The organism is Brevundimonas sanguinis, assembly GCF_029636725.1.
GTDB lineage: Bacteria > Pseudomonadota > Alphaproteobacteria > Caulobacterales > Caulobacteraceae > Brevundimonas > Brevundimonas sanguinis.
This window is the reverse complement of sequence record NZ_CP116770.1, coordinates 2,530,871-2,554,578: the sequence shown is the minus strand read 5'-3', so window position 1 is coordinate 2,554,578 and position 23,708 is coordinate 2,530,871. Positions and strand designations below refer to the sequence as shown.

13 protein-coding genes and 2 pseudogenes are annotated in these 23,708 nt (G+C 67.2%); 8 read left to right on the top strand and 7 right to left on the bottom strand.

All coding sequences use genetic code 11. The annotated features are described in order from the left end of the window. Window positions 1–10 precede the first annotated feature (10 nt). Both PIB44_RS12575 and PIB44_RS12570 read right to left on the bottom strand, forming a co-directional pair. A complete protein-coding gene (locus tag PIB44_RS12575; protein ID WP_278069634.1) occupies window positions 11–1,390 on the bottom strand; it encodes a sigma-54-dependent transcriptional regulator in 1,380 nt (459 codons plus the stop codon). After that, window positions 1,387–3,171: a sensor histidine kinase gene (locus tag PIB44_RS12570; protein WP_278069633.1), complete on the bottom strand. Its 1,785-nt coding sequence runs from the start codon at window positions 3,169–3,171 to the stop codon at window positions 1,387–1,389. The genes PIB44_RS12575 and PIB44_RS12570 overlap by 4 nt, the downstream gene beginning before the upstream one ends. 201 nt (window positions 3,172–3,372) lie before the next feature. Here PIB44_RS12570 and dctA point away from each other — a divergent pair, with 201 nt between their 5' ends. The 6 genes from dctA to PIB44_RS12540 all read left to right on the top strand — a co-directional run bounded on the left by dctA (window position 3,373) and on the right by PIB44_RS12540 (window position 16,045). Then, complete coding sequence (gene dctA, locus PIB44_RS12565) at window positions 3,373–4,710, top strand: C4-dicarboxylate transporter DctA (protein WP_278069632.1); 1,338 nt, start codon at window positions 3,373–3,375, stop codon at window positions 4,708–4,710. Window positions 4,711–4,737: 27 nt separating this feature from the next. Continuing rightward, window positions 4,738–7,797, top strand: coding sequence for a TonB-dependent receptor plug domain-containing protein (locus tag PIB44_RS12560; protein WP_278069631.1), 3,060 nt, complete (start codon window positions 4,738–4,740; stop codon window positions 7,795–7,797). Window positions 7,798–7,887: 90 nt separating this feature from the next. After that, entirely contained in the window at window positions 7,888–10,782 is a 2,895-nt protein-coding gene (locus PIB44_RS12555; protein WP_278069630.1) for a TonB-dependent receptor plug domain-containing protein, read from the top strand. Window positions 10,783–10,799: 17 nt separating this feature from the next. After that, window positions 10,800–12,941, top strand: coding sequence for a M1 family metallopeptidase (locus PIB44_RS12550; RefSeq protein WP_278069629.1), 2,142 nt, complete (start codon window positions 10,800–10,802; stop codon window positions 12,939–12,941). A gap of 48 nt (window positions 12,942–12,989) precedes the next feature. After that, window positions 12,990–15,440, top strand: coding sequence for a penicillin acylase family protein (locus PIB44_RS12545; protein WP_278069628.1), 2,451 nt, complete (start codon window positions 12,990–12,992; stop codon window positions 15,438–15,440). Between the two features lie 20 nt (window positions 15,441–15,460). Next, window positions 15,461–16,045, top strand: coding sequence for a hypothetical protein (locus tag PIB44_RS12540; protein WP_278069627.1), 585 nt, complete (start codon window positions 15,461–15,463; stop codon window positions 16,043–16,045). A 31-nt stretch (window positions 16,046–16,076) separates the two neighbouring features. Here PIB44_RS12540 and PIB44_RS12535 read toward each other — a convergent pair whose 3' ends face one another. The 3 genes from PIB44_RS12535 to PIB44_RS12525 are packed head-to-tail and all read right to left on the bottom strand — an operon-like array spanning window position 16,077 to window position 20,507. Beyond that, window positions 16,077–17,123 (bottom strand): hypothetical protein, encoded by a 1,047-nt coding sequence (locus tag PIB44_RS12535; RefSeq protein ID WP_278069626.1) that lies wholly within the window; start codon window positions 17,121–17,123, stop codon window positions 16,077–16,079. Beyond that, the gene (locus PIB44_RS12530; RefSeq protein WP_278069625.1) at window positions 17,120–19,309 is read right to left on the bottom strand and encodes a dehydrogenase E1 component subunit alpha/beta; all 2,190 of its coding nucleotides are present in this window, start codon (window positions 19,307–19,309) and stop codon (window positions 17,120–17,122) included. Before PIB44_RS12530 ends, PIB44_RS12535 begins: the two co-directional genes overlap by 4 nt. Window positions 19,310–19,319: 10 nt before the next feature. Beyond that, window positions 19,320–20,507: an acyl-CoA dehydrogenase gene (locus PIB44_RS12525; protein WP_278069624.1), complete on the bottom strand. Its 1,188-nt coding sequence runs from the start codon at window positions 20,505–20,507 to the stop codon at window positions 19,320–19,322. Between the two features lie 418 nt (window positions 20,508–20,925). Between PIB44_RS12525 and PIB44_RS15190 the strand changes: the two are divergent. Then, window positions 20,926–21,051 (top strand): annotated as a pseudogene (locus PIB44_RS15190) (IS3 family transposase); the annotation flags it as partial. Window positions 21,052–21,452: 401 nt separating this feature from the next. Beyond that, window positions 21,453–21,656: a hypothetical protein gene (locus PIB44_RS12520; protein ID WP_278069623.1), complete on the top strand. Its 204-nt coding sequence runs from the start codon at window positions 21,453–21,455 to the stop codon at window positions 21,654–21,656. 822 nt (window positions 21,657–22,478) lie between these two features. On the opposite strand, the gene PIB44_RS12515 is transcribed toward PIB44_RS12520, so the two are convergent. Continuing rightward, complete coding sequence (locus PIB44_RS12515) at window positions 22,479–23,435, bottom strand: IS3 family transposase (RefSeq protein WP_376787744.1); 957 nt, start codon at window positions 23,433–23,435, stop codon at window positions 22,479–22,481. Further along, window positions 23,402–23,554 (bottom strand): annotated as a pseudogene (locus tag PIB44_RS15185) (transposase); the annotation flags it as partial. The pseudogene PIB44_RS15185 and the gene PIB44_RS12515, both read right to left, overlap by 34 nt. Window positions 23,555–23,708 lie beyond the last annotated feature (154 nt).

Genomic DNA, 23,708 nt, shown 5'->3' with positions numbered 1-23,708 from the left:
TCGGTAACGCTCAGCGCCGGCCGGCCTTGGCGCGATAGGCGCCGGGGTCGATGCCGTGCTTGGACAGCTTGCTGTAGAGCGTCTTGCGCGGCAGGCCCAGGATGGACATGGCCGTGTTCATATTGCCTTGGGCCGCCTCCATCGCCTCGCGCACGACCGAGGCTTCGAAGGCGTCCATGCGCTGGGCCAGGGAGACGCCGGGGGCGGCGGGCAGGGAGGTCCCGGTTCCCTTGCCGGCTTCCGGCGGGGCGAGTTCCAGCACCGAGCTGAAGGCGAAGTTGCGCAATTCGCGCACGTTTCCGGGCCAGTCGTGCTCCAACAGGCGCCGCCGCACGGCGTCGGTCATGATGTAGGATCTGGCGCCCGACCGCTTCAGCCCTTCCTCCACGAAATGAGCGAACAGGGGCAGGATGTCGGCGGGCCGCTCGCGCAGCGGCGGCAGGCGCAGGCGGATGACGTCCAGGCGATAGAGCAGGTCCTCGCGAAACTCTCCGCGGCGCGCCGCCTCGTGCAGATCGACCTTGGAGGCGGCCACCACCCGCAGGTCGACCGGCTGGGCCTCGCCCCCGCCCAGGGGGGTGATTTCCCGCTCTTCCAGCACGCGCAGCAGCTTGACCTGCAGGCTTGGGCTCATGCTGTCGATCTCGTCCAGGAACAGGGTGCCCCTGTCCGAGGCCTCAATGCGGCCGACGTGCTGGGGGCGGCGATAGCCCGAGCCGTCCTGGGCCTGGCCGAACAGCACCGTCTCGGCCAGGGCGTCCGGCACGGCGCCGCAGTTGACGGCGATGAAGGGACGGGCGCGCCGGGGGCTCTGGCGGTGCAGCAGGGTGGCCACCAACTCCTTGCCCGTGCCCGTCTCGCCTTCGATCAGGACGTCCAGATTGGCCTTGGCCACATGGGCGATGGTGGCCCTGAGTTGCTCCATCGCCGAGCTGGCGCCGATCAGGGGGCTGTCGGCGGCCTCGACCTCGTGCCGGGCCAGGGCCAGGGCGCGGTTGCCGGTGACCCCGCGGCGGGCCTCCAGCGCCTGACGCGTCACGGCGATCAGGCGATCGACGGAAAAGGGCTTGGTCAGGAAATCATAGGCGCCCTCGCGCAGCGCGCGCACGGCGATGGGCACGTCGGCGTGGCCGCTGACCAGAATGACCGGCAACTCGCGGTCTAGCGCCCGCGCCCGCGCCAGGAACTCCAGCCCGTCCATGCCAGGCAGGCGGATGTCGGTCACGACGACGCCCGGAAAGTTCCTATCGAGCGCGGCCAGGGCGGCGCCGGCGTTGTCGAACGGCAGGGGCGTCAGGCCCGCCAGGGTGAAGGAGCCTATGATGGCCCGTCTCAGGGCCTCGTCGTCCTCGACGAAGACGACCTTGTCGGATTCAGCGGAAACCATCATGCGCGCCTTAGGGTGATGCGGAAACCGGCCCCGCCCAGAGAGGAGGGGATGGCCTCCAGATTGCCGTCGAATTCACGGGCGATGTCCTGGGCGATGCCCAGCCCCAAACCCAGGCCATCCGGCTTGCCCGAGACGAAGGGGGCGAAGAGCGTCTCGGCCAGTTCGGGGTCGACGCCCGGCCCATTGTCCAGCACGTCCAGCAGCACTGTCTCCCCGGCGAGATGAACCCGCAGGGCGATGCAGGGATCGGCTGCGCCCACCAAGGCCTCGATAGCATTCTGGATCAGGTTGATCATGATCTGCTCCAGCCGGATGCGGTCGGCGACGACATGGATGTCAGGTGGCCCGCCGGGCCAGTCCAGCCGGATGCGGTCCTGGCGAAGGCGATCGCCGATAAGCAGCAGCGTCCCCTCGACAGCGGTCTCCAGCTGGACCTTGCGCACGGCCGGGGCGCGGCGGCGGGCGAAGCTGCGCAGTTCGGCGGTGATGCGGCCGATCCGGTCGGTTAAGTCGATGATGCTCGACAGGTCCTCGCGCGCTTCGCGGGGTTGTCCCCGGTCCAAATAGGCGACGACGTTCTGGGCGAAGGCGCGGATGGCGGCGGCGGGCTGGTTGATCTCATGTACCACCCCGGCGGTGATCTGGCCGATGGAACCCAGGCGGTTGGCCTGAGCCAACTCTTCGCGCGCCGCCCGCCAGCGCTCGTCCGCAGCGACGCGCTTCTGCGATTCAGCCAGCAGGTGGGCGTTGGCTTCGCGCAGTTCGGCGGTGCGCAGCGACACCTGATGCTCCAGCCGGCGCTGTGCCTCGGCCTGGACCAGACGGCGCCGGTTCGCCCACCAGACCGACAGACCGGCGGCGGCGACCAGGGCCAGCCCCGTGACCAGGAAGAGGCGCGCCTTGGCGGCCGCCTGTTCGCGCGCCGGCGCCAGGGGCTCGAAGTAGGTCAACACCGCATCGCCCAGGCCCGACGGCATTTCCGCCGCCCGGTAGAGGTCCTCCGCGCCGGGCAGGCGGTAGTCTCCGTTGTCCAGGCGGTCGATGCCGACGGCTTTCAGCGGCTCGGTCCCGAACTGGAGGGTGCGCAGGATCTTGCTCTGTTCGGCCTGCCGAAGGACGGGCAGGGTGTGAAAGCGCCAAGGCTCGCGACTGGTCAGCATGATAACCCCGTCGGGATTCACGACAAGGGTGACGCCCCGTTCATTGGCCCATTGCTCCTCCAGATGGGCCAGATCGATCTTGACGACGATGACGCCGGCCCCCGCGCCCTGTCCGACTCGATGGGCGATGAACAGGCCGGGGCGAGCGCTGATCGCGCCCAGGGCGAACAGTTCCGCCTCGCCGTTGGCCATCGCCCCCTTGAAATAAGGTCGAAAGCCGAAGTTCTGGCCGACGAAGCTGTCCGCCTGGCGCCAGTTGCTGGCCGCGACCGTCAGGCCGCCGCTGTCCAGCACATAGATGACGGAGGCGCTGGTGCCCTGGGCCAGTTGCTCCAGCTTGACGTTCAGCCGCGCCGCCGTCGCGGCGTCGCGGCCGGCCAGAACGGCGTGGACGTCAGGGTATTCACCGAGGGCCGAGGGCAACAGGCGGAATTTCTGCATCTGCACCGCCAGCAGCCGTTCGTGCTTGCCTGCCTGAGCAGTGGCGACGGCTTCACTTTCGGCGCGCGCCGTCTGCTCGGTCCAACGCAGGCCGACGACGATCATCGCCCCGGCGATCAGGGCGAAAAGGCAGAACAGAAGCAGGGAGGCCCGCCGGGTGAACGAGGGAAACGTCCGCATTCGGGCAGAATAAGGCACGAAACAAGGCGATCAATAGGCAGTTTTCGGCACGATTGGGGAGCGATTTCACCGAAATTAAGACCATTTCCTTATTTTTATCATAGAGATAAGTAAACGTTGCCGTTTTTCGCGCCCCCTGGGTCGATCTCCCGCTAGGCTGCCCTGAACCGCTCGATCAGAAGCGGTCTAGGGAGAGTTCAAGTGTCTGTAGTCGTGGGTTCCCGGCCGCGCTGGCAACGGTGGTCGTCTCATCTGTATGTCCAGGTCCTGGTCGCGATCGTCATCGGCGTGATCATTGGCCATTTCTGGCCTCATCTGGGCGAGGCCATGAAGCCGCTGGGCGATGGCTTCATCAAGCTGATCAAGATGATCGTGCCGCCGGTGATCTTCCTCACGGTCGTCAGCGGCATATCGGGCATGACGGAGATGGCGGCGCTGGGCCGGGTGGCGGCGAGGGCCTTCGCCTATTTCCTATTCTTCTCCAGCCTGGCCCTGGTGTTGGGACTGGCGGCGGCCAATCTGATCCGGCCCGGCGGCGGCCTGAATGTCGACCCCGCGACGCTGCAGGCTGGAGCGGTCGCCACCTATGCGGACCAGGCCCATGCCAGCACCCTGTCGGGCTTCATGCTGGACATCATCCCGACGACCGCCCTGTCGGCCCTGACCGAGGGGTCCATACTGCAGACCCTGTTCGTGGCCATCATCTTCGGCGTGGCCCTGGCCATGGTCGGCGACGCCGCGCGGCCGGTGAACACCCTGCTGGAGGCCCTGTCCCGGCTCGTTTTCCGCGTCGTCGGCATGATCATGCGCGTGGCGCCGATCGGGGCCTTCGGCGCCATCGCCTTCACCATCGGCGCCTTTGGGCTGGAGGCCCTGGCCAAGCTCGGGGCCCTGGTGGGGACCTTTTACCTGACTTCGGCCGTCTTCGTTGTCGTGGTTCTGGGCCTGGTCGCCCGCCTGGCCGGCTTCTCCATCTTCGACCTGCTCCGCTATCTGAAGGACGAGTTGATCCTGGTGCTGGGCACCTCCTCGTCCGAGGCGGCCCTGCCCAACCTGATCGAGAAGATGGAGCGGGCGGGCGTGTCCAAGTCCGTCGTCGGCCTGGTGGTGCCGACCGGCTATTCGTTCAACCTGGACGGCACCAACATCTATATGACGCTGGCGGCCCTGTTCATCGCCCAGGCCTGCAACATCGACCTGTCCCTGTCCGAACAGGTCGCCCTGCTGCTGATCGCGGCGATCAGCTCCAAGGGCGCAGCCGGGGTCACGGGGGCGGGCTTCATCACCCTGGCGGCGACCCTGTCCATCGTGCCCAGCGTGCCGGTGGCGGGCATGGCCCTGATCCTGGGGGTCGACCGCTTCATGTCGGAATGCCGCTCGCTGACCAACTTCATCGGCAATGCGGTGGCCGCCATCGTCGTCGGCCGGTGGGAAAGGGCCGTCGACATGGATCAGCTCGATCGCACGCTCAAGAATCGTCCTGAGGCGTCCACACCGGCCCTGGGAGGGGCGCCGGAGGCCGAAGCGGCGGCGGAATAAACCGAGCAATGGAAGGGGAGAGAAACCATGCATAGGAAATCGATTTGGTTGGCCACGGCCAGCCTGGGCTGGGCCATCGCCACGGCCGCCGCGGCTGGAGGCGCCGTTTCAGCCGGTCAGGAGGCCGAGCCCCCGGATTCGGAATCCGCCACCGTCGTCAGCGAGGTCGTCGTCACCGGCACCCGCCTGAGGCTTCCGGACTACACGGGGTCGAACCCAGTCGTCTCGGTCTCCAGCGAGTCGCTGGAGAATTCCGGCGCGACCAACCTCACCGACTTCCTGACGGACATGCCGGCCCTGGTCGGCTCGAAGACCTCGCAGAGCAACGCCAACACCCCCTCGGCGCGGGGCGATTCCGGCCTCAACCTGCTGTCGCTGCGCAACCTGGGGCCGGCGCGGACCCTGGTGGTGGTCGACGGCCGACGGCATGTGGCGGCCCAGGCGGGCAGCGCCTCGGTGGACGTCAACACCATTCCGGCGGCCCTGATCGACCGGGTCGAGATTCTGACGGGCGGCGCCTCGGCCATCTATGGCGCCGACGGGGTGACCGGGGTGGTCAACTTCGTGCTCAAGGACGACTTCGAGGGGCTGGACATGCGCGCCCAGTGGGGCGCCCCGGCCGAACACGGCGGCGAAACCGGCTTCGTCAGCGTGCTGGGCGGCTGGAACTTCCATGACGGACGGGGCAATGCGACCCTGGGCGTCGAATACAGCGATCAGTCGGCGATCCGCTCTCGGGACCGGGACTTTTCCCATCCGGCGACCGCTTGGGACTTCGCCGTCAACCCCTATTACACCGGCGCGCCCGGCGAATATACGCGCGGCTATTTCCGCGACGTGCGTTTCTTCGATTCCTCGCCGGGCGGGGCGGTCTATACGCGGGCGGCGCTGAACGGCCCGTCCACGGCGGGGGTCTCCTTCAACGGGGACGGCACGCCCTGGAACGACGGCCTGTGGGTCGGGACCGGCTATCTGATGCTGGGCGGCGACGGCACGGCCCTGGCCGATGTGGATACGGACCTGGTTCCCGGCCTGACGCGCAGCGGGCTGAACGCGACGATGAACTACGCCTTCTCGCCGGCCCTGCGCCTGTTCGGCGAGGCGAAATACGTGCGGGTGGACACGGACTTCCAGTCCCAGGCCCCGTTCGACTATGCGCTCAGCATCTCGGTCGACAACCCCTATATGCCGGCCCCCATTTACAACGACGCCATGGCGCCGGGCGGCACGGGGCTGAGCAACTATCGCGACGTCATCGTCAGCCGCGACCACCTCGACTTCGGGCGCATCACCCGTCAGATCGAGCGCGAGACGACGCGCTTCGTCCTGGGCCTCGAGGGCGATCTGAGCCCGACCCTCAGCTATGAGATCTCGGCCAACTACGGCCGCACGCGCGAGGACAACACCGAGACGAACAACCGCATCCACGAGCGGTTCTTCGCCGCCCTGGACGCCGTGGACGATGGCGCGGGCAATATCGTCTGCCGCTCCAATCTGGATCCGACCGCCATTCCGCTCGGCAACCGGCCGGGCTGGGGTTCGGTCTCCTTCAACACCGCGGCGGCGCGCGCCACCTGGGGCACGACCTTCACGCCGGGGGCGAACTCGGGCTGCGTGCCGATCAACGTCTTCGGCGAAGGCGCCCCGTCGCGCGAAGCCCTGGACTGGATCATGGTCGATTCGACCATGGAGCGCGAAGTCGAGCAGTTCGTGCTGAACGGCTTCGTCTCGGGGGACAGCGCCGCCCTGTTCTCCTTGCCCGCCGGTCCGATTTCCTGGGTCGTCGGCGCGGAATACCGCCGCGAGGGCGCCAGCTATACGCCGTCGAACGAACAGACCATCGCCCGGGACCTGAACTTCAACCTGACCTGGCTGGGTCAGAGCACGCCCTTCGACGAATCCTTCCACGTCTCCGAGGCCTTCGCCGAGGTCTCCGTGCCGGTGCTCCGCGACCTGCCCCTGGTCGACGCCCTGACGGTGGACGGCGCCTATCGCTATTCCGACTATTCGACCATCGGCGGGACCGATACGTGGAAGCTGGGCCTGACCTGGCGGGTGAACGACGCCATCATGCTGCGCTCGACCCAGGCGCAGTCGGTGCGCGCGCCCAATATTTCGGAGCTGTTCCTGCCGTCCACCCAGCAGGGGCGCATCCTGAACGACCCCTGCGATGCGGCGCGCTACAATATCGGGCCCAATCCGACGGTGCGCGAGGTCAATTGCCGGGCCATGCTCGGCCTGTCGGCCTCCGATCCCTACACCTTCGTCAACACCTTCTCGGGGACGACCCAGGGGGTCATCAGCGGCAACGTCAACCTGGGGCCGGAAACCGCCGACACCTTCACCGCCGGCCTGGTGCTGACGCCGGGCTTCCTGCGCGGGCTGACGATCTCGATTGACTACTATGACATCGACCTGGAAGGCGCCGTCTTCCAGTTCACCGGCCCGACGATCATCGACAAATGCTATGACTTGCCGCAGCCGAACCAGTTCTGCGACCTGTTCTCGCGCGATGCGGCGAACCAGCATCGGTTCCGGACCTTCCAGGAGGCCCCGGTCAACGTCTCGGCCTATGAGACGAGCGGCACGGACTTCTCCATCCGCTACGCGTTCGATCCCGCCGATTTCGGCGTCCAGCGCGATTTCGGCCGGTTCGCCTTCACCCTGGTCGGGTCGCATCTGAACAACCTGACCTTCATCGAGGACCCGACCGATCCCGACAGCGTGAGCGAGGAAGCGGGCACGGCCTATACGCCGAAGTGGCAGGCGAGCTTCGACCTTACCTGGCGCTACCGCAACTTGACCGCCAACTACGGCTTCAACTGGTTCGACGAGACCGTTCGCTATCAGAACGTGCCGGAAAACTACCTGCCGGCCGACCAGTTGAACTATTCGGCGCGGGCCACACAGGACGCGCAGATCCGATACGACGTGGACCAGGCCCTGACCGTCTATGGCGGCGTCAACAACCTGACCAACCAGGAGCCGGACATCGGCTCCCTCTATACCCCGGTCAGCCCGCTGGGCCGCTTCTTCTACATCGGTGCCAAGGTCCGCACGGATTCGATTGGCTCGCTGATCTGGTAGCCCAGCGCGAATGGCGGCGGCCCCGGTCGAGCCGGGGCCGTTCCTGAGTAATAGAGCATAGCAAATTCAATAAACAAAAAGGGGGGTAACATGCGTATGAAGTCGATTTGGCTGGCCACGGCCAGCCTGGGTTGGGCGATCGCCGCCGCCAGCGGGGCGTCGGCCTCGGGTCAGGACGTCCCGACCGCGGACGAGCCGCAGGCCTCCGCCGTGGACGACGTGGTCGTCACCGGCTCGCGCATCCGTCGCGACGTGTTCAGCGGCTCGGTGCCCGTCAATCTGGTCTCCGAGCTCGACCTGGAATCCTCGGGCTCGACCAACCTGGCCGAGGCGCTGGCGGACCTACCGCAGGCGGCCCTGGGCGACACTCCCCTGGGGCCGACGTCGGGCGAGAACCAGAACTCGGGCCTGGCCACCGTCAACCTGAGGCAGCTGGGCGGCAACCGCACCCTGACCCTGATCGACGGGCGCCGCACGGTGTCGAACGCGGCCAACCGCAATGTGGTCAGCCTGAACACCATCCCCACCGAATTCGTCAAACGGATCGAGATCACCACCGGCGCCGGCTCGGCCGTCTATGGCTCGGAAGGGATCGCGGGCGTCGTCAACGTCATCACCCAGAAGGATTTCGAGGGGCTGAGGCTCAGCACCCGCCTGGGCGTCACCGATGAGGGCGGCGGCGAGGAAAGCCGCTTCTCCCTGCTCTACGGCCGGCCCCTGAACGACGGGCGCGGTCATGTGCTGCTGGGCGTCACCTATGAGGAGGATCAGGGCATCAAGGCGTCCGACCGCGAACGCGCCCTGCGTGCGGCGACCTTCAGCTACACCACCAATGTCCTGACCGAGCCGTCGCTGTCGGACTATACGCCCGGCGGCCGGTTCAATGCAGGCTCGGCCCTGGGCGGCACGCGCTGGTATGACGAGGGCGGCCTGCACACCAGCGGCTACAGCAACGCCCTGCACGGCTACAACATCAATGAGCACGCCAACCTGCGCCTGCCGCGCAAGGCCCTGTCGGTCGCGCTCAACGCCGACTATGAAATCTCGGCCCAGATCAAACCGTTCCTGACCGTCATCTACAACGACCTGGACACCAGCTTCCAGCGCGCCCCCTATTCGATGGACAGCGGCACTACCGTCTATCCGCGCGATCCGGCGACGGGGGTGGTGGAGCCCGGGACGGCGGCCTTCGCCGCCGGGCGGATGATGCGCAACCACCCCTTCGCCGACCCGGCCATCCGCGCCACCCAGTTCGCCAACGGCATCTCCTGGTTCCGCCGTTTCGCCGAGGTCGGGCCCCAGACCTTCGACGAGAACCGGACCACCCTGCGGGCCTGGGCGGGTGTGAACGGCGCGTTCGGCGACAGCTGGACCTATGAGGTCTCCTACGGCTTCGGCGACTTCAAGCAGGACCAGAACCGGCTGAACGGGATCAATTACCAGAACCTGCGCTATGGCCTGACCATCGAATCCGACGGCGCCGGGGGCTATCAATGCCAAGACGCCGGGGCGCGGGCCGCCGGCTGCGTGCCGGTCAATCTGTTCGGCCTGGGCTCAATCACGCCAGAGGCGGCCGACTATATCCGCGCCAACACCCATCTGGAGTCGCACCTGACCCAGCATGTGCTTCAGGCCTACGCCACCGGCGACCTGTTCACCCTGCCGGCGGGCAAGGTCAGCGCCGCGATCGGGATCGAGCACCGGCGCGACCGCACCTGGCTGGAATCCGACCCGGTGACCCGCAGCGGCTATACCTCCAACGCCGTGGTGCCCTCGTTCGAAGGCGAGATTTCCGTCTCCGAACTGTTCGCCGAGGCCTCCATCCCCCTGGTGGCGGAGGCGCCGGGCGTCCATGAACTGACTTTGGACCTGGCCGCGCGGGCCAGCGACTACAGCATCAAGAACGTCGGCCTGGTGAACAGCTATCGCGTGGGCCTGGGCTACGCCCCCGTGCCCAGCCTGCGCTTCCGGGCCCAATGGGGCACCGCCCAGCGGGCGCCGGACATGGCCGAACTGACCTCGCCGCCGCGTGACGACGTCAACACCATTCTGGACCCCTGCCACGGCGTGACGGCCACGACCGCCGGCCAGTTCGCCTCCAACTGCCGCGCCGAGCCCGGCATCGCGGCGGTGATCGCCTCGGCCGGAATCTACAATGCGCCGGCAGCCTCCTATCAGTCCCCCAACGCCGGCAATCCCGACCTGCGCGAGGAGACGGCCGAGGTCCTGACCGTGGGCGCGGTCTGGCGGCCGACCTTCGTGCGCAACCTGGCCCTGTCGGTCGACTATTATGACATCGACGTGGAGAACGCGATCGGGGCACCCTCGAACGAGATCATCCTGGACCAGTGTTACGGCGCCGACGATTTCCCCAACAATCCTTATTGCGACTCGATCACCCGCAATGGCGAAACGGGACGGATTCAGCGCGTCATCCAGCAGGTCCAGAACATGGACCGGCTCCGCGTGTCGGGCGTCGACGTCCAGGCCAGCTACCGGACTTCGCTGGAACGGCTGAAACTGCCCGGCAATCTGAGGATGGACGCCAATTGGAGCCGTCTGTTGCGGTCCGAATACGAATACCCGGGCCTGAACGGCACGGTGGTCGAGGACTATCAGGGGACGATCGGAGAGCCCGAAGACCGGGTTCGCCTGACGACCGGCTATTCCTGGGGCCGCGCCTATCTGCAACTGAGGACGACCTATATCGGCTCGGTCATCGCCAGCAACATCCGCATGGCGCGTATCCAGGAACTGGGCATCACCGATCCTCAGTTTATGTATTTCGACGACTATTTCCGCCACGACATCTATGCGAGCTATCGCTTCGGCGATGTCACCCTGTATGGCGGGGTCAACAACGTCGGGGACGATGCCGGCCCCTTCATTCCGACAGGCGGCACGCCGGGATCCTTCAACGGCTATGACCCGATCTATGGCGTGATCGGCCGAAGCTTCTACATCGGCCTTACAGCGAACTTCTGACTCTGAGGGAGGGTGGAATGCCTCGGTTATTATCGATGACGACGGCGTGGATTTCAGGGCGGGGCGGCCGCGTCGAACGCCCCGGCCTGGACACGGGGGCCGGGACGGCCGCCCTGGTCATGGCCATGGCCCTGGTAATGGCTCTCGCCCTGGGCGCGGCCTGGGCCGCGCCGGCCGTCGCGGACCCGGCGAAGGGCGATCCCTTCGCCTCCCTCGAGGGCGACCTGTGGCCCTCGCCCAACGCCCAGCGCACGGCGTCGGGACGGCCGGGACCCGCCTATTGGCAACAGAAGGTCGATTATCGGATCGAGGCCCGCCTGGACGAGGCGTCGCGCGAAATCCGCGGCCGGGCGGAGATCGTCTATCACAACAACTCCCCCGACGCGCTCGACTATCTGTGGCTGTCGCTGGATCAGAACCGATTCAGAAGGGATTCGATCGCCGAAACCTCGACGGTACATGGCGATGCGGCCGCCGTCTCGGCCGAGGAGGCGGCGAGGATCCGTCGGATGCGCGACTGGAACGGGGGCTTCGCCGATCTGAAGGCGTTTGACGCCGACGGCCGCCCCCTGGCGTTTTCCATCGCCGACACCCTGATGCGGGTCGATCTGCCGCGCGCGGCGGCGCCGGGGGAACAGGTCCGCTTCTCGCTGGAATGGAGGCTGCCGCTGGTCGAAACCGCCGTCGTCGGCGGGCGCGGCGGCTATGAGTGCTTCGAGGGCGCGGCCGGGGACTGCATCTTCGTGCCGACCCAGTGGTTCCCGCGCCTGGCCGTCTATTCCGACTATGAGGGCTGGCACACGCGGCCTTTCCTCGAGCAGGGCGAGTTCGCGCAGGAGTTCGGCGACTTCGAGGTCGCCCTGACGGTTCCGGCCGATCATGTGGTCGCCGCCACCGGCGAACTGACCAATGCGGCCGAGGTGCTGAGCGCCGCCCAGCGCGCGCGGCTGGATCAGGCCCGCTCCGCCGCGGCGCCCGTCTATGTCGTAACGCCCGACGAGGCTCGCGCGGCCCAGGCCGGCCGGGCCGGCGGCGAAAGAACCTGGCGGTTCCGGGCCGAGAAGGTGCGCGACTTCGTCTTCGCGTCCTCGCGCAAATTCATCTGGGACGCCATGGGCGTGGCCCAGGACGACGCCGAGCGTCCCCTGGTCATGGCCATGTCCTTCTATCCGCTCGAGGCCAGCCCCCTGTGGGACCAGTATTCGACGCCCGCCGTGGCCCATGCGCTGAAGGCCTATGGCGCCTTCGCCTTTCCCTATCCCTATCCCGTCGCCCAGGCCGTCTTCGGGCCGGTGGACGGGATGGAGTATCCGATGCTGATCATCAACGACCCACGTCCCACGCCGGGGCGGGACGGTGGGCCGCCGATCGTGTCGCCGACGCTCGTCAACACCCTCGTCGAGGTCCATATCCACGAGATCGGCCACATCTGGTTCCCGATGATCGTCAATTCGGACGAGCGGGAATGGTCCTGGCTGGACGAGGGCTTGAACAGCTTCGTTCAGTATCAGGCCGAAAAGCAGTGGCGCGCGGACTTTCCCTCGCGGTTCGGCGGCCCGCCGCGTGACATCGCTTCGGTCCTGGCCCAGCCGGGCCTGCAGCCGATCATGACCCAGCCCGACAGCCAGAGGCGCTATTTCAGCACGACCTACACCCGGCCGGCGACGGCGCTGAATGTACTCCGGACCTCGGTCCTGGGGCCAGAGCGGTTCGACCGGGCGTTTGCCGAATACAGCCGTAGCTGGCGGTTCAAGCGCGTCACTCCGACCGACTTCTTCCGCGCCATGGAGGACGGATCGGGGGCCGATCTGGATTGGTTCTGGCGGGCCTGGTTCTATGGCGACGACTCTGTCGACGTGGCCCTGGAGGGGCTGACCCGATTGGAGGCCCCGGAGGACCTGCTGGTCTATCAACTGACGTTCCGCAACATCGGGGGCATGGTTTCGCCTCTGTCCCTGCGGATCGATTTCGAGGATGGCACGCATGAGGCGGTGACCATCCCCGCCGACATCTGGCGGCTGAATCCGACCCTGGCGCACTGGCGCTATGTGGCCGATAGGCCGGTCGCGGGCGCCCGTCTCGATCACGATTACAGCATGGCCGACTCCGGCAGGGCCAATAACGCCCGCACGTTCAAGGCCGCTGTTGGCGGGTCCTGAAACGGCTCGGACCCCGCCGGCGCCCGTCATTTACGAAGGAAAGACCTCATGTTCATAGCCTCCCCATCCCTGTCGAAATGCGCGCGTCCCGCCTGGATGGCGGCGAGCGCCCTGGCGGCCGTGCTGGCCGTCGCCGGACCTGTCCGGGCGCAGGGGGACGCGGCGGCGGAGGACGTGCGCGAGAGCGAGCGGGCGGTGCAGGGCCTGCAGGCTCCGGCCGAGATCCTGATCGATCCCTGGGGCGTGGCCCACATCTACGCCCAGAACACCCGCGACGCCTTCTTCCTGCAAGGCTACAACGCCGCCCGCGACCGGCTGTGGCAGATCGACTTGTGGCGCAAGCGGGGCCTGGGCTTGCTGGCCAAGGACTTCGGCCCGTCCTTCGTGGCGCAGGATCGGGCCGCGCGGCTCTTCCTCTATCGCGGCGACATGGAGGCCGAATGGGCCGCCTACGGCCCGGACGCCCGCGATCACGCCGAGGCCTTTGTGGCCGGGGTCAACGCCTTCGTCGGCGAGGTGCGCGCCGGGACCCGGCCCCTGCCGTCCGAGTTCCGGATCGCCGGCACGACGCCGGAACTGTGGGAGCCTTCGGACGTGGTGCGCATCCGCAGCCACGGCCTGATCGGCAATGTCGAGGACGAGGTGCGCCGTGCCCAGGTGGTCTGCGCCGCCGGGCTCGAGGCCGACGCCTATCGCGTGCGGCTGGAGCCGGAATGGACCACCCGCACGCCCCAGGGGCTGGACCCCTGCTCGGTGCCCAGGGACGTGCTGCGCGACTATACGCTGGCGACCCAGGGCGTGACCTTCGCCGCGCGGGGCTACAGGCCCGGCGCCCAGGCGGCGCTTGAGGCCGCGCCCCCGTCGCATCCCGACATCAGCGCCATAGGCTCGAACAACTGGGCGGTGGCGGGATCGCGCACCGACACCGGCCGGCCGATCCTGGCCAGCGACCCGCACCGCAGCCATTCCCTGCCGTCGCTGCGTTACATCGTCCACCTGAACGCGCCGGGCCTGTCGGTGATCGGCGCGGGCGAGCCGGCGCTGCCGGGCGTCTCCATCGGCCACAATGGGACCATCGCCTTCGGCCTGACCATCTTCGCCGTCGATCAGGAGGACCTGCAGGCCTATGAACTGGACGAGACGGGCGGCGCCTATCGCTATGGCGACGGCTGGGAGCCGATCCGCACCCTGACCGAAACCATCGAGGTCAAGGGCGGCGCCCCGCGTCAGGTCGAGCTTCAGTTCACCCGCCACGGCCCGGTGCTGAAGGTCGAGGCGGACGCCCGGCGCGCCTGGGCCGTGCGCAGCGTCTGGCTGGAGCCCGGCACCTCGGCCTATTTCGGTTCGGTCGACTATATGCTGGCTGGCGACTGGGACGAGTTTTCCGGCGCCATGGCCCGCTGGGGCACACCCAGTGAGAACCAGGTCTTCGCCGACACCCAGGGCAACATCGGCTGGATCGCCGCCGGCAAGACGCCGCGCCGCACCCGCCACGACGGCCTGATGCCGGTCCCCGGCGACGGGCGCTATGAGTGGGAGGGATTCCTCGACGCCTCGGAACTGCCCCGGACCTTCAACCCCGCGCGGGGCTGGGTCGCCACGGCCAATCAGATGAACCTGCCGGCCGACTATCCCATCGACCAGAGGCGCATCGGCTTCGAATGGGCCGATCCTTCGCGGTTCGAACGGATTTCCGAGGTCCTGTCGGCCGATGCGGACTTCACCCTGGACGAGGCCATGGCCCTTCAGAACGACACCCAGGGAACGCTGCAGCGCCGCTTCGTCGCCCTGGCGCAGACGCTTCAGCCTCGGCGCGGCTGGTCCGAACTGAACCGCCAGGCCCTGGCCATGGTTCAGGGCTGGGACGCCCACGCCGACAAGGACAGCCAGGCGGCGACCGTCGCCGAGGTATGGATGAACCGCCATCTGGGCCGCGAACTGACGCGGGCCCTCTTCCCCGACAAGGCGGCCGTCATCGGCCGGGCCTCGGCGCGGACGGCGCTGGACCGGCTGGAGGCCATGGACGGGGAGGGGCGCGACGCCATTCTGAGGGCCAGTCTGGAAGCGGCGGTGAAGGACCTGTCGGGCCGGCTGGGCGAGGACCCGACCCAGTGGACCTATGGCCGTCTGCACACGGCGCAATTCGTCCATGGAGTGTCGCCCCTGGCCTCTCCGGCCCAGCGCGAGCGGCTGAAGCTGGATCCGATTCCGACCGGCGGGACCTGGAGCAGCCCGATCGCCTCTAACTTCAGCGCGGACTTCAAGCTGGTTTCGGGGGCCTCCTTCCGCATGGTGCTGGACGTGGGCGACTGGGACAACAGCCGGGCGGTCAATACGCCGGGCCAGTCGGGCGACCCCGACAGCCCCCATTTCGACGACCTGGCGCCGCTGTGGGCCGAAGGACGCTACTTCCCGCTGCTCTATTCCCGCCCGGCGGTCGAGGCGGCGGCGAACGAAAAGATTTCCCTGGTTCCCGCCGCGCCGGCCATCGCCCCCTGACCGACAAAGGAGAGACCTTCATGACGCGTTCCGCCTTCGCGACCTTCCTGTGCGCGACCGGCCTTGTCGCCGCGTTCGCGATCGCCCCCAACGCCGCGCTTGCCCAGACGGCGCCAGCGGCCGCCCCGTCCCTGGCCGAGCGGATCATCAACACGCCCCGGCCGGACGCCCTGCACATCCGCGGAATCACGCCCAAGCCCAGGGTGCATGACGAGCCCGGCGTCCAGGGCGGCAAGGCGCTGCGCATCACCACGCCGGCTGACGCCCCCAACGCCTGGACCGTCCTGGCCAGCAGCCGCATCGCCAAGCCTGTCGCGGCGGGGGACCAGTTGGTCCTCGCCTTCTGGGGGCGGCTGATCGAGGCGGAGGGCGGCGATGAGACGATCATCCTGCCGTCCAACGCCATCCGCCGTTCGGCCGCGCCCTACGGCGCCGTGATCAACGGCCGGGCGGAACTGGATCGCGAATGGGCGCTGCACGAGGTGCGGGGCGTGGCCGACCGGGACTACGCCGCCGGCGAACTGCTGGGTGTGCTGCACCTGTCCTCAGGCCAGCATACCCTCGACCTGGGGCCGGTCTTCATCCTGAACCTGGGCCCTGAATAAGGGCCCAGAGGCGCGCGGGCGGCGGTGAGGCTCAGGCCCGCGCCGCCGTCACCGTGGCGCGCTGCCCCTCCATGCCCATGGAGACCAGCAGCGGGTCCGCCTCCTGCGTCCGGGCGAAGTCGGCCTTGGTCGCCATGCCGCGCCAGTCGCACAGGATCAGCGACTGGGCCACGGCCCCGCCCAGGGTTGTGCCGGGGCCGGTGACGATGAACAAGTCGGGCGCGAACTCGCGGGCCGCCGTGCGGACGGCGCGGGTGAAGTCATAGGTCCGCACCACCTGGTGATCGAGGGTGTAGCGCCACAGGGCCTCGACATCGACCGCGCCCGGCTGCCAGATCTCGCCGCGCCCGTCGATCATCGGCAGGACTGGCTGGCCGAACATCTCGCAACCCAGCCGCGCCCGCCCGGCTTCGGCCACGGGCGCCTGCAGCGCGGTGTGGAAGGCGGCGTGGTTGGCCAGCCGCATGGGAAAGCGCTCCTGAACCGGCGGAACGGCGGCCTCGAAGGCGGCCAGACCCGCCTCGTCCCCTGCCAGCACCAGCATGCCGCCCAGGTCGATGGACACAGCCAGAACGTGGCCGGGGCGGGCGTCGATCTGATCGACCAGCGCCAGAAGTTCGGCCTTCTTCGCCGGATCGTCTCGCCAGTCGTCGCCGACGAAGGGATAGATCAGCTGGCCGCCGATCAGCGCCTCCTGCATCAGGGCGCCCATGGTGTCGACGACGTGGAAGCCATCCTTGGCCGACAGGGCCCCGGCGCAGGCCAGGGCCGAATACCAGCCCATGGAATTGCCCGTCACCGCCACCACCTCGACCTGTTCGGGGTCGATCGACAGGAAGTCGGCGTAGGTGGAGGCGTAGATCAGCACCGAGGCGTTGTCCCCGCGGCTGTGGCGCGCCAGGGAATAGGTCCTGGCCCCGTCCAGCGCCATCAGCGACTCGCGCCCGCCCGCTGCGCGCAGGGCCTCGAACCCGGCGAACAGCGCGGCCTTGTCCGGGTGGTGGCGGCTCAGATAGCCCAACTCGGCCTTGTTGTAGGTGCCGCGGCCGGGGCAGATCACGACAGCGGTCTTCTTCATTTCGCGGCTCCCGTCAGAGCAAGGGCGGCAGCGACGATTCCGTCCTTCGACGGCATAGTGACGGCGTAGGCCGGGCCGGTGGCGATGAAGCTGTCCTCGGCGGCGATGCGGGCGGTCGGGATGTCCGCCTTCTCGGCGAACAGAGCCATCAGACCCTCCGACTGGCTGCCCGTGCGGCGGCATTCGTCGACGATCAATATGTGCTTGCAGCCCTCGACCGCCTTGAGCAGGGCCGCCTCGGGCAGGGGGGCGAGCCAGCGCAGGTCGATGATGCGCAGGTCGATCCCCTTGGCGCGCAGCTCGGCCTCGGCCTGACGCGACAGATAGTGGCCGTTGCCATAGGTGACGATGGCTAGGTCGCGGCCCCGCCCATGCACCCCGACCTCGCCCAGCGCGATGCGCTGGTCCGGCGCGGGATAGCGGTCCATCCAGACGCCGTCCTTGTCCGCATTCAGGTCGCGCATGGGGTAAAGGGCGATGGGCTCCAGGAAGACGACCACCCTCTGTTCCTCCCGCGCCAGACGCACGCATTCGCGCAGCATCATCGCCGCGTCGGCGCCGCGGGACGGGCAGGCCAGGATCAGGCCGGGGATGTCGCGCAGGACGGCGACGGAGTTGTCGTTGTGGAAATGGCCGCCGAACCCCTTCTGATAGCCCAAGCCCGCCACGCGCACGACCATGGGGTTCGTGTATTGTCCGTTGGAGAAGAAGGGCAGGGTGGCCGCCTCTCCGCGTAGCTGATCCTCGGCGTTGTGCAGATAGGCCAGGAACTGGATTTCCGGGATGGGCAGGAAGCCGTTGTGAGCCATGCCGATGGCCAGGCCCAGGATCGACTGCTCGTCCAGCAGGGTGTCGACCACCCGACCGCGGCCGAAGCGGGCGTGCAGTTTCTGGGTCACGCCATAGACCCCGCCCTTGACCCCCACGTCCTCGCCCGCCAGCACGATCTCCTCATGCGCCAGCATCAGGTCGGTCAGGGCCCAGTTGATCAGCCGGCTCATGGGCTGGGGCTCGTCCATGGCCTGAAGGTCGGATCCGAAGGCGGCGGCGCGCGCCTCGGCCGAGGGGCCGTTGCTGGAGCGGTTGTCGCGCGGCGGCGGGATCAGGGCGGCCATGACGCCTTCGGCCGAGTCCAGACGCGGCCGCGTCACCGCCTCGGCGGCGATGCGGTCGGTGCGGGCGCAGGTCTGCTCATAGACGGCCAGGGCCTGATCGGGCGACAGGGCGCCGGCCTCGCTCAGCAGGCGCACCGAATGCAGCAGGGGGTCGTTGGCCTCTCCGCTCTCGATCTCGTCGCGGCTCAGATAGGAAGCGGCCACATCGGCCCCGGCATGGCCATACAGGCGCACCATGTTCAGGTGAAGGAAGGCCGGGCGGCGGCGCGTGCGCACATAGTCGGCGGCCTCGGCGGCGACCTTGAAGGTGTCATAGAGGTCCAGGCCGTCGGCGTGGAAATACTTCAGGCCTGGGCGCTGGGCGAAGCTGGCGGCGATCCACCCTGTCGGCGTCCGCACGGAGATGCCGATGCCGTTGTCCTCGCAGACGAACAGCAGGGGCAGGGGGGCGGACTGATAGGCGGTCCACGACGCGGTGTTGAACGCGCCCTGCGCCGTCGAATGGTTGGCCGAGGCGTCGCCGAAGCTGCACATGACGATGGCGTCGTCGGGCAGGCGCTGATGCTCGCGCGGGCGCCGCCGCGCCGCGCCCAGCGACCAGGCCGCGCCCACGGCCTTAGGCAGGTGGCTGGCGATGGTCGAGGTCTGGGGCGGGATGTTCAGGGCGGCCGAGCCCAGCACCTTGTGCCGCCCGCCCGAGATCGGGTCCTCGCGGGAGGCGGCGAAGGACAGCAGCATGTCCCAGGCCGGGGTCTGGCCGGGAACCTGGCCGGCGCGGGCGATCTGGAAGGCGGCGTCACGGTAGTGCAAGAAGGCCATGTCGGTCGGCCTAAGCGCCCGCGCCACCGCCGCCATGCCTTCGTGGCCCGAGGAGCCGATGGTGTAGTAGCCCTGTCCGGCCTTCTGCATCGCCCGGCTGGTGCGGTCCAGCGCCCGGCTGAGGCACTGGGCGCGATAGAGGGCGACGGCCTCGGCGTCGGACAGGCCCGCGACCGGGGCCGCGCCCGGCGGCAGGTCGGCCTCGGCGGCGCGCCTCAGGAAGTTGCGGTGGACGATCTCGGCCCGATCCATCAGACGATCCTCAGGAGAAGGCCTGGATGCCGGTCTGGGCGCGGCCCAGGATCAGGGCGTGAACGTCGTGCGCCCCCTCATAGGTGTTGACCGTCTCCAGGTTCTGGGCGTGGCGCATCACATGGTATTCGATCTGGATGCCGTTGCCGCCGTGCATGTCGCGGGCCTGGCGGGCGATATCCAGCGCCTTGCCGCAGTTGTTGCGCTTGACGATAGAGATCATCTCCGGCGCCATCAGCCCCTCGTCGAACAGCCGCCCCACGCGCAAGGAGGCCTGAAGCCCCAGGGCGATCTCGGCCTGCATGTCGGCCAGCTTCTTCTGATACAGCTGGGTCGCCGCCAGGGGCCGGTTGAACTGGATGCGGTCCAGCCCATACTGGCGGGCGCGGAACCAGCAGTCCTCGGCCGCCCCCATGGCCCCCCAGGAAATGCCGTAGCGCGCCCGGTTCAGGCAGCCGAACGGCCCCTTCAGCCCCGAGACGTTCGGCAGCAGGGCGTCCTCGCCCACCTCGGCCCCGTCCATGACGATCTCGCCGGTGATCGAGGCGCGCAAGCTTAGCTTGCCGCCGATCTTGGGCGCCGACAGCCCCTTCAGACCCTTCTTCAGCACGAAGCCGCGGATGGCGCCGTCATGGGCCTGGGACTTGGCCCAGACCACGAAGACATCGGCGATGGGGGCGTTGGAGATCCAGGTCTTGGACCCGGTCAGGCGATAGCCGCCGTCGATCTTCTCGGCGCGGGTCTTCATACCGCCGGGGTCCGAGCCGGCGTCCGGCTCTGTCAGGCCGAAACAGCCGATCCATTCGCCCGAAGCCAGTTTCGGCAGATATTCGCGGCGCTGCTCCTCCGAGCCGTAGGCCTGGATCGGATACATGACCAGGGAAGACTGGACGCTCATCATCGAGCGATAGCCGGAATCGATGCGCTCGATCTCGCGCGCGACCACGCCGTAGGCGACATAGTTGGCGGCCGCCCCGCCGTATTCCTCGGGCACGGTGACGCCCAGCAGGCCCGCCTGGCCCATCTCGCGGAAGATTTCGGGGTCGGTGTGTTCGTTCAGATAGGCGTCGATGACGCGCGGGGCCAGGCGTTCCGCCGCGAAGGCAGCCGCGGCGTCGCGGATCATCCGCTCCTCATCCGACAGCTGGGCGTCCAGCAAGAAGGGGTCGTCCCAGGCGAAATGCGATGATGAACTCATGGAACTCTCGATTCTGTGCGGGCCGATGAACCGTGAGCAGGGCTCGGGCTCATCACGTCGCGCGGCGTTTCAACCCGTTTTTCTTAGGCTGCTCGGGCGAGGAGAGGTTGTGATCTTATAGGCTAAGGTCATTCCCGATCGGAATGACGCAGCTCGATTGTTGTCGTCCAGCGACGGCGGGATACGGGCGCTAATGTTTGAAGTCTCCTGCACAAGCAGCCGGTCGAGTCGCATCACGACGGAGGGGGTGGCGTCGTATTTTGGTGCTGCTCTGGTCGGCTGAATCTGCGCCATTTGCACCGGCCGGGCCAGCTTCGAGGCAACAACTGGGTTGAGAGTTACTACTTGCCGATCCGACGACGAGGTGAACCGCCCCGGGTTTCGCGGAGGCCTCGACTCCTGAGTAGGATGGAGCCCGATGAGCAAGACAACGAACAAGTTTGCACCCGAGGTGCGCGATCGTGCGATTGGGATTGTACTGGATCATGGCAGTGAGCATCCGTCGCACTGGGCGACGGTCGTCTCGGTGGTGGGTAAGGGCGGCTCCGTCTGTCCGACGTCATAGACGCCAGTGGCGAACAGGTAGCGCAGTAGCAGGGCGCGAAGATCGTCGGGCTTGGGCGGTAGCCCCTCCACCTGCGCAATGCGCACCCGGTCTCCTATGGCTTCCAGTTTGAAGACTTGGCCGCCGGGGGCCCTAGTCTATTGGATAGGCGCCATTCCGCACATCGATATCTTCAGGGTCCGTTTCGGCTTGCTATATTGACGAATAAAACAGGGCGGGCTCATCAGCCGCCACCACCAGTTTTATCTTCGTCTTGCTTTTCATGCGTCATCTTTAGACCTCAGCTCAATGTCCACAACGGGTCGGTCCACGACCTTGTCGGCTGGCCGGAAAGCAGACATTCATCGCGGTCGCTGAATGTCGATCCCGGAGCGGCGGCAATGACCGGTTCTCGCGTCTTCGAGACATCAGCCCGCCAGCAGGAGTCGAAGAAGCTGAAGGTTCGTGAATTCGGCCTTGTAAATTGTCTCGAAACGCCTGCCGACCTGGCGGCCTATCTTGCGGTCCTGGCTTACGAAACGGAGACGATCTACCCAGTTGTCGGCGGCATTAGGCCACGTCCTTCGATCCAGAGGCGGGAATAATCTCGACCTGAACGCCTTCATCGAGATGCTTCACGCGGCCGGCCTGCGGATGCGTATCGGACCATAGTAAGCCATCTTGCACAGCAAAGGTTAGTTCGCCGGCGCGGGTCCGATCTTGACCACGAGGCGGCGGCGAGTGACCAGAGGGGAAAGTCTGCGCCGCTAGCCATGCCACGACGTGCCGGGCGCACTCACCTCAGCCTAGAGGCGGGTGACGGACTTCCTGAACTGGGACCCGGCGTCGCCATTTTCGGACGATTTTTACCTACAAGGAAACCGTGATGAAACCTCCTTGGGGAGGTGCATGCGCGACGCACGCCTGCGCGGGATGGTGTGAAGGTGGGCTATCGCCACCTCGGTTCAGAGCAGCATGATGTCATTGCCGACTGCAGAAGAAAAACCGCAAGCTGGTCAACCTGCACCGCATCCAGTTCCGTATCTGAGCAGATGCTGTTGAATACGAGCCGCCGAGTTGAGTCTAGGCGAGCATGATCGCGCCGAGAAACATAGATCGATATGCGGGGCTGATTTGTCGACATATTCGCGAAATTCTATGTATCGATAGTACTACTTTGGCGCCACCTTAACGCATTGTATTTATACAGGAAAACGAATTTTTTTTCCGGGTAGTACCGCTTTGGATCACGCTTCGTCGCAGAGAATATCCTTATAAATCAACACACTATACGGCGGCTGACGTGCCCCTGAGTTTTCATCCAGCGGCGACGAGAGTCCTTGGGTTAGTTACGCCACGCAGCGTGGGGTGAGCAACAGGCCGGGCCGCGCAGCTTTCATCCTGCGCAGCGGGTCGGCCTGTTGCGGTCAGACTGGCGGCAAAGCCTCCGGGGTGAGGTAGCCGATCGATGAGTGCGGCCGGCGGGTATTGTAGTCCAGCGCCCAGGCGGCGACCTTCTGGCGCGCGTGGTCGAGGCCGAAGAACAGGCTTTCGTTCAACAGTTCGTCGCGCATCCGCCCGTTGAAGGATTCCACAAACCCGTTCTGGGTCGGCTTGCCCGGCGCGATGTAGTGCCAGTCGACGCCATGATCCTGCGCCCAGGCCAGGATGGCCGTGGACGTGAACTCCGTGCCGTTGTCGCTGACGATCATGGCAGGACAGCCCCGCCGAGCGATCAGCGCTGTCAGCTCACGCGCGACGCGGCGTCCCGAGATCGAGGTGTCGGGGATCGCCGCCAGGCACTCGCGGGTGACGTCGTCGACCACGTTGAGAATTCGGAAGCGGCGGCCCGTGGCGAACTGGTCGTGCACAAAGTCCAATGACCAGCGGGCGTTCGGCCTGGCCTCGACCAGGATCGGCGCCCGTGTGCCGATGGCGCGACGACGGCAACGACGCTTACGCACCGTCAGGCCTTCCTCGCGATAGAGCCGGTAGATCCGGTTCTTGCCCGATGGCTCGCCCTCGCGCCGCAGCAGCACGAACAGCCGGCGATAGCCGAACCGTCGCCGCTCCACAGCCAGCGCGCGCAGCCGCTCCCGCAGCGCCGTGTCCGGAGGGCGGCAAGAGCGATAGCGCACCGACTTACGGTCCGCCTTGATGATGGAGCAGGCCCGTCGCTCGCTGACGCCGAACGTCGCCTTCAGATGGGCGACGGCCTGGCGCATCGCCGCGGGCCCTACCACTTTTTTGAGAGCAGATCGTTCAACGCCGCCTTGTCGAGCATGGCGTCCGCGAGCAGACGCTTCAGCCTGCCGTTCTCGTCTTCCAGGGCACGGAGGCGCTGGGCGTCCGACACGCTCATCCCGCCGAACTTGGCTTTCCAGGCGTAGATCGTGCCCTTCGACACGCCGTGCTTGCGCGCCAGCTCGCCCGCTTTGGCGCCGGCCTCGTTCTCCCGCAGGATCCCGATGATCTGCTCTTCAGTGAATCTCGCTCGTTTCATTCCGTCCGTCCCTTCAAGGGCCGGACTCTAGCTCCGCGTGGAGGAAATTCTCAGGGGCACGTCAAATTCACGTAGCCAAAGGGGACGTCGGGCGTCCATTTGGGCTACATACTCGACGCTTAGTGCCTTGGTGTCCGGGCGTCTCCGAAATCGA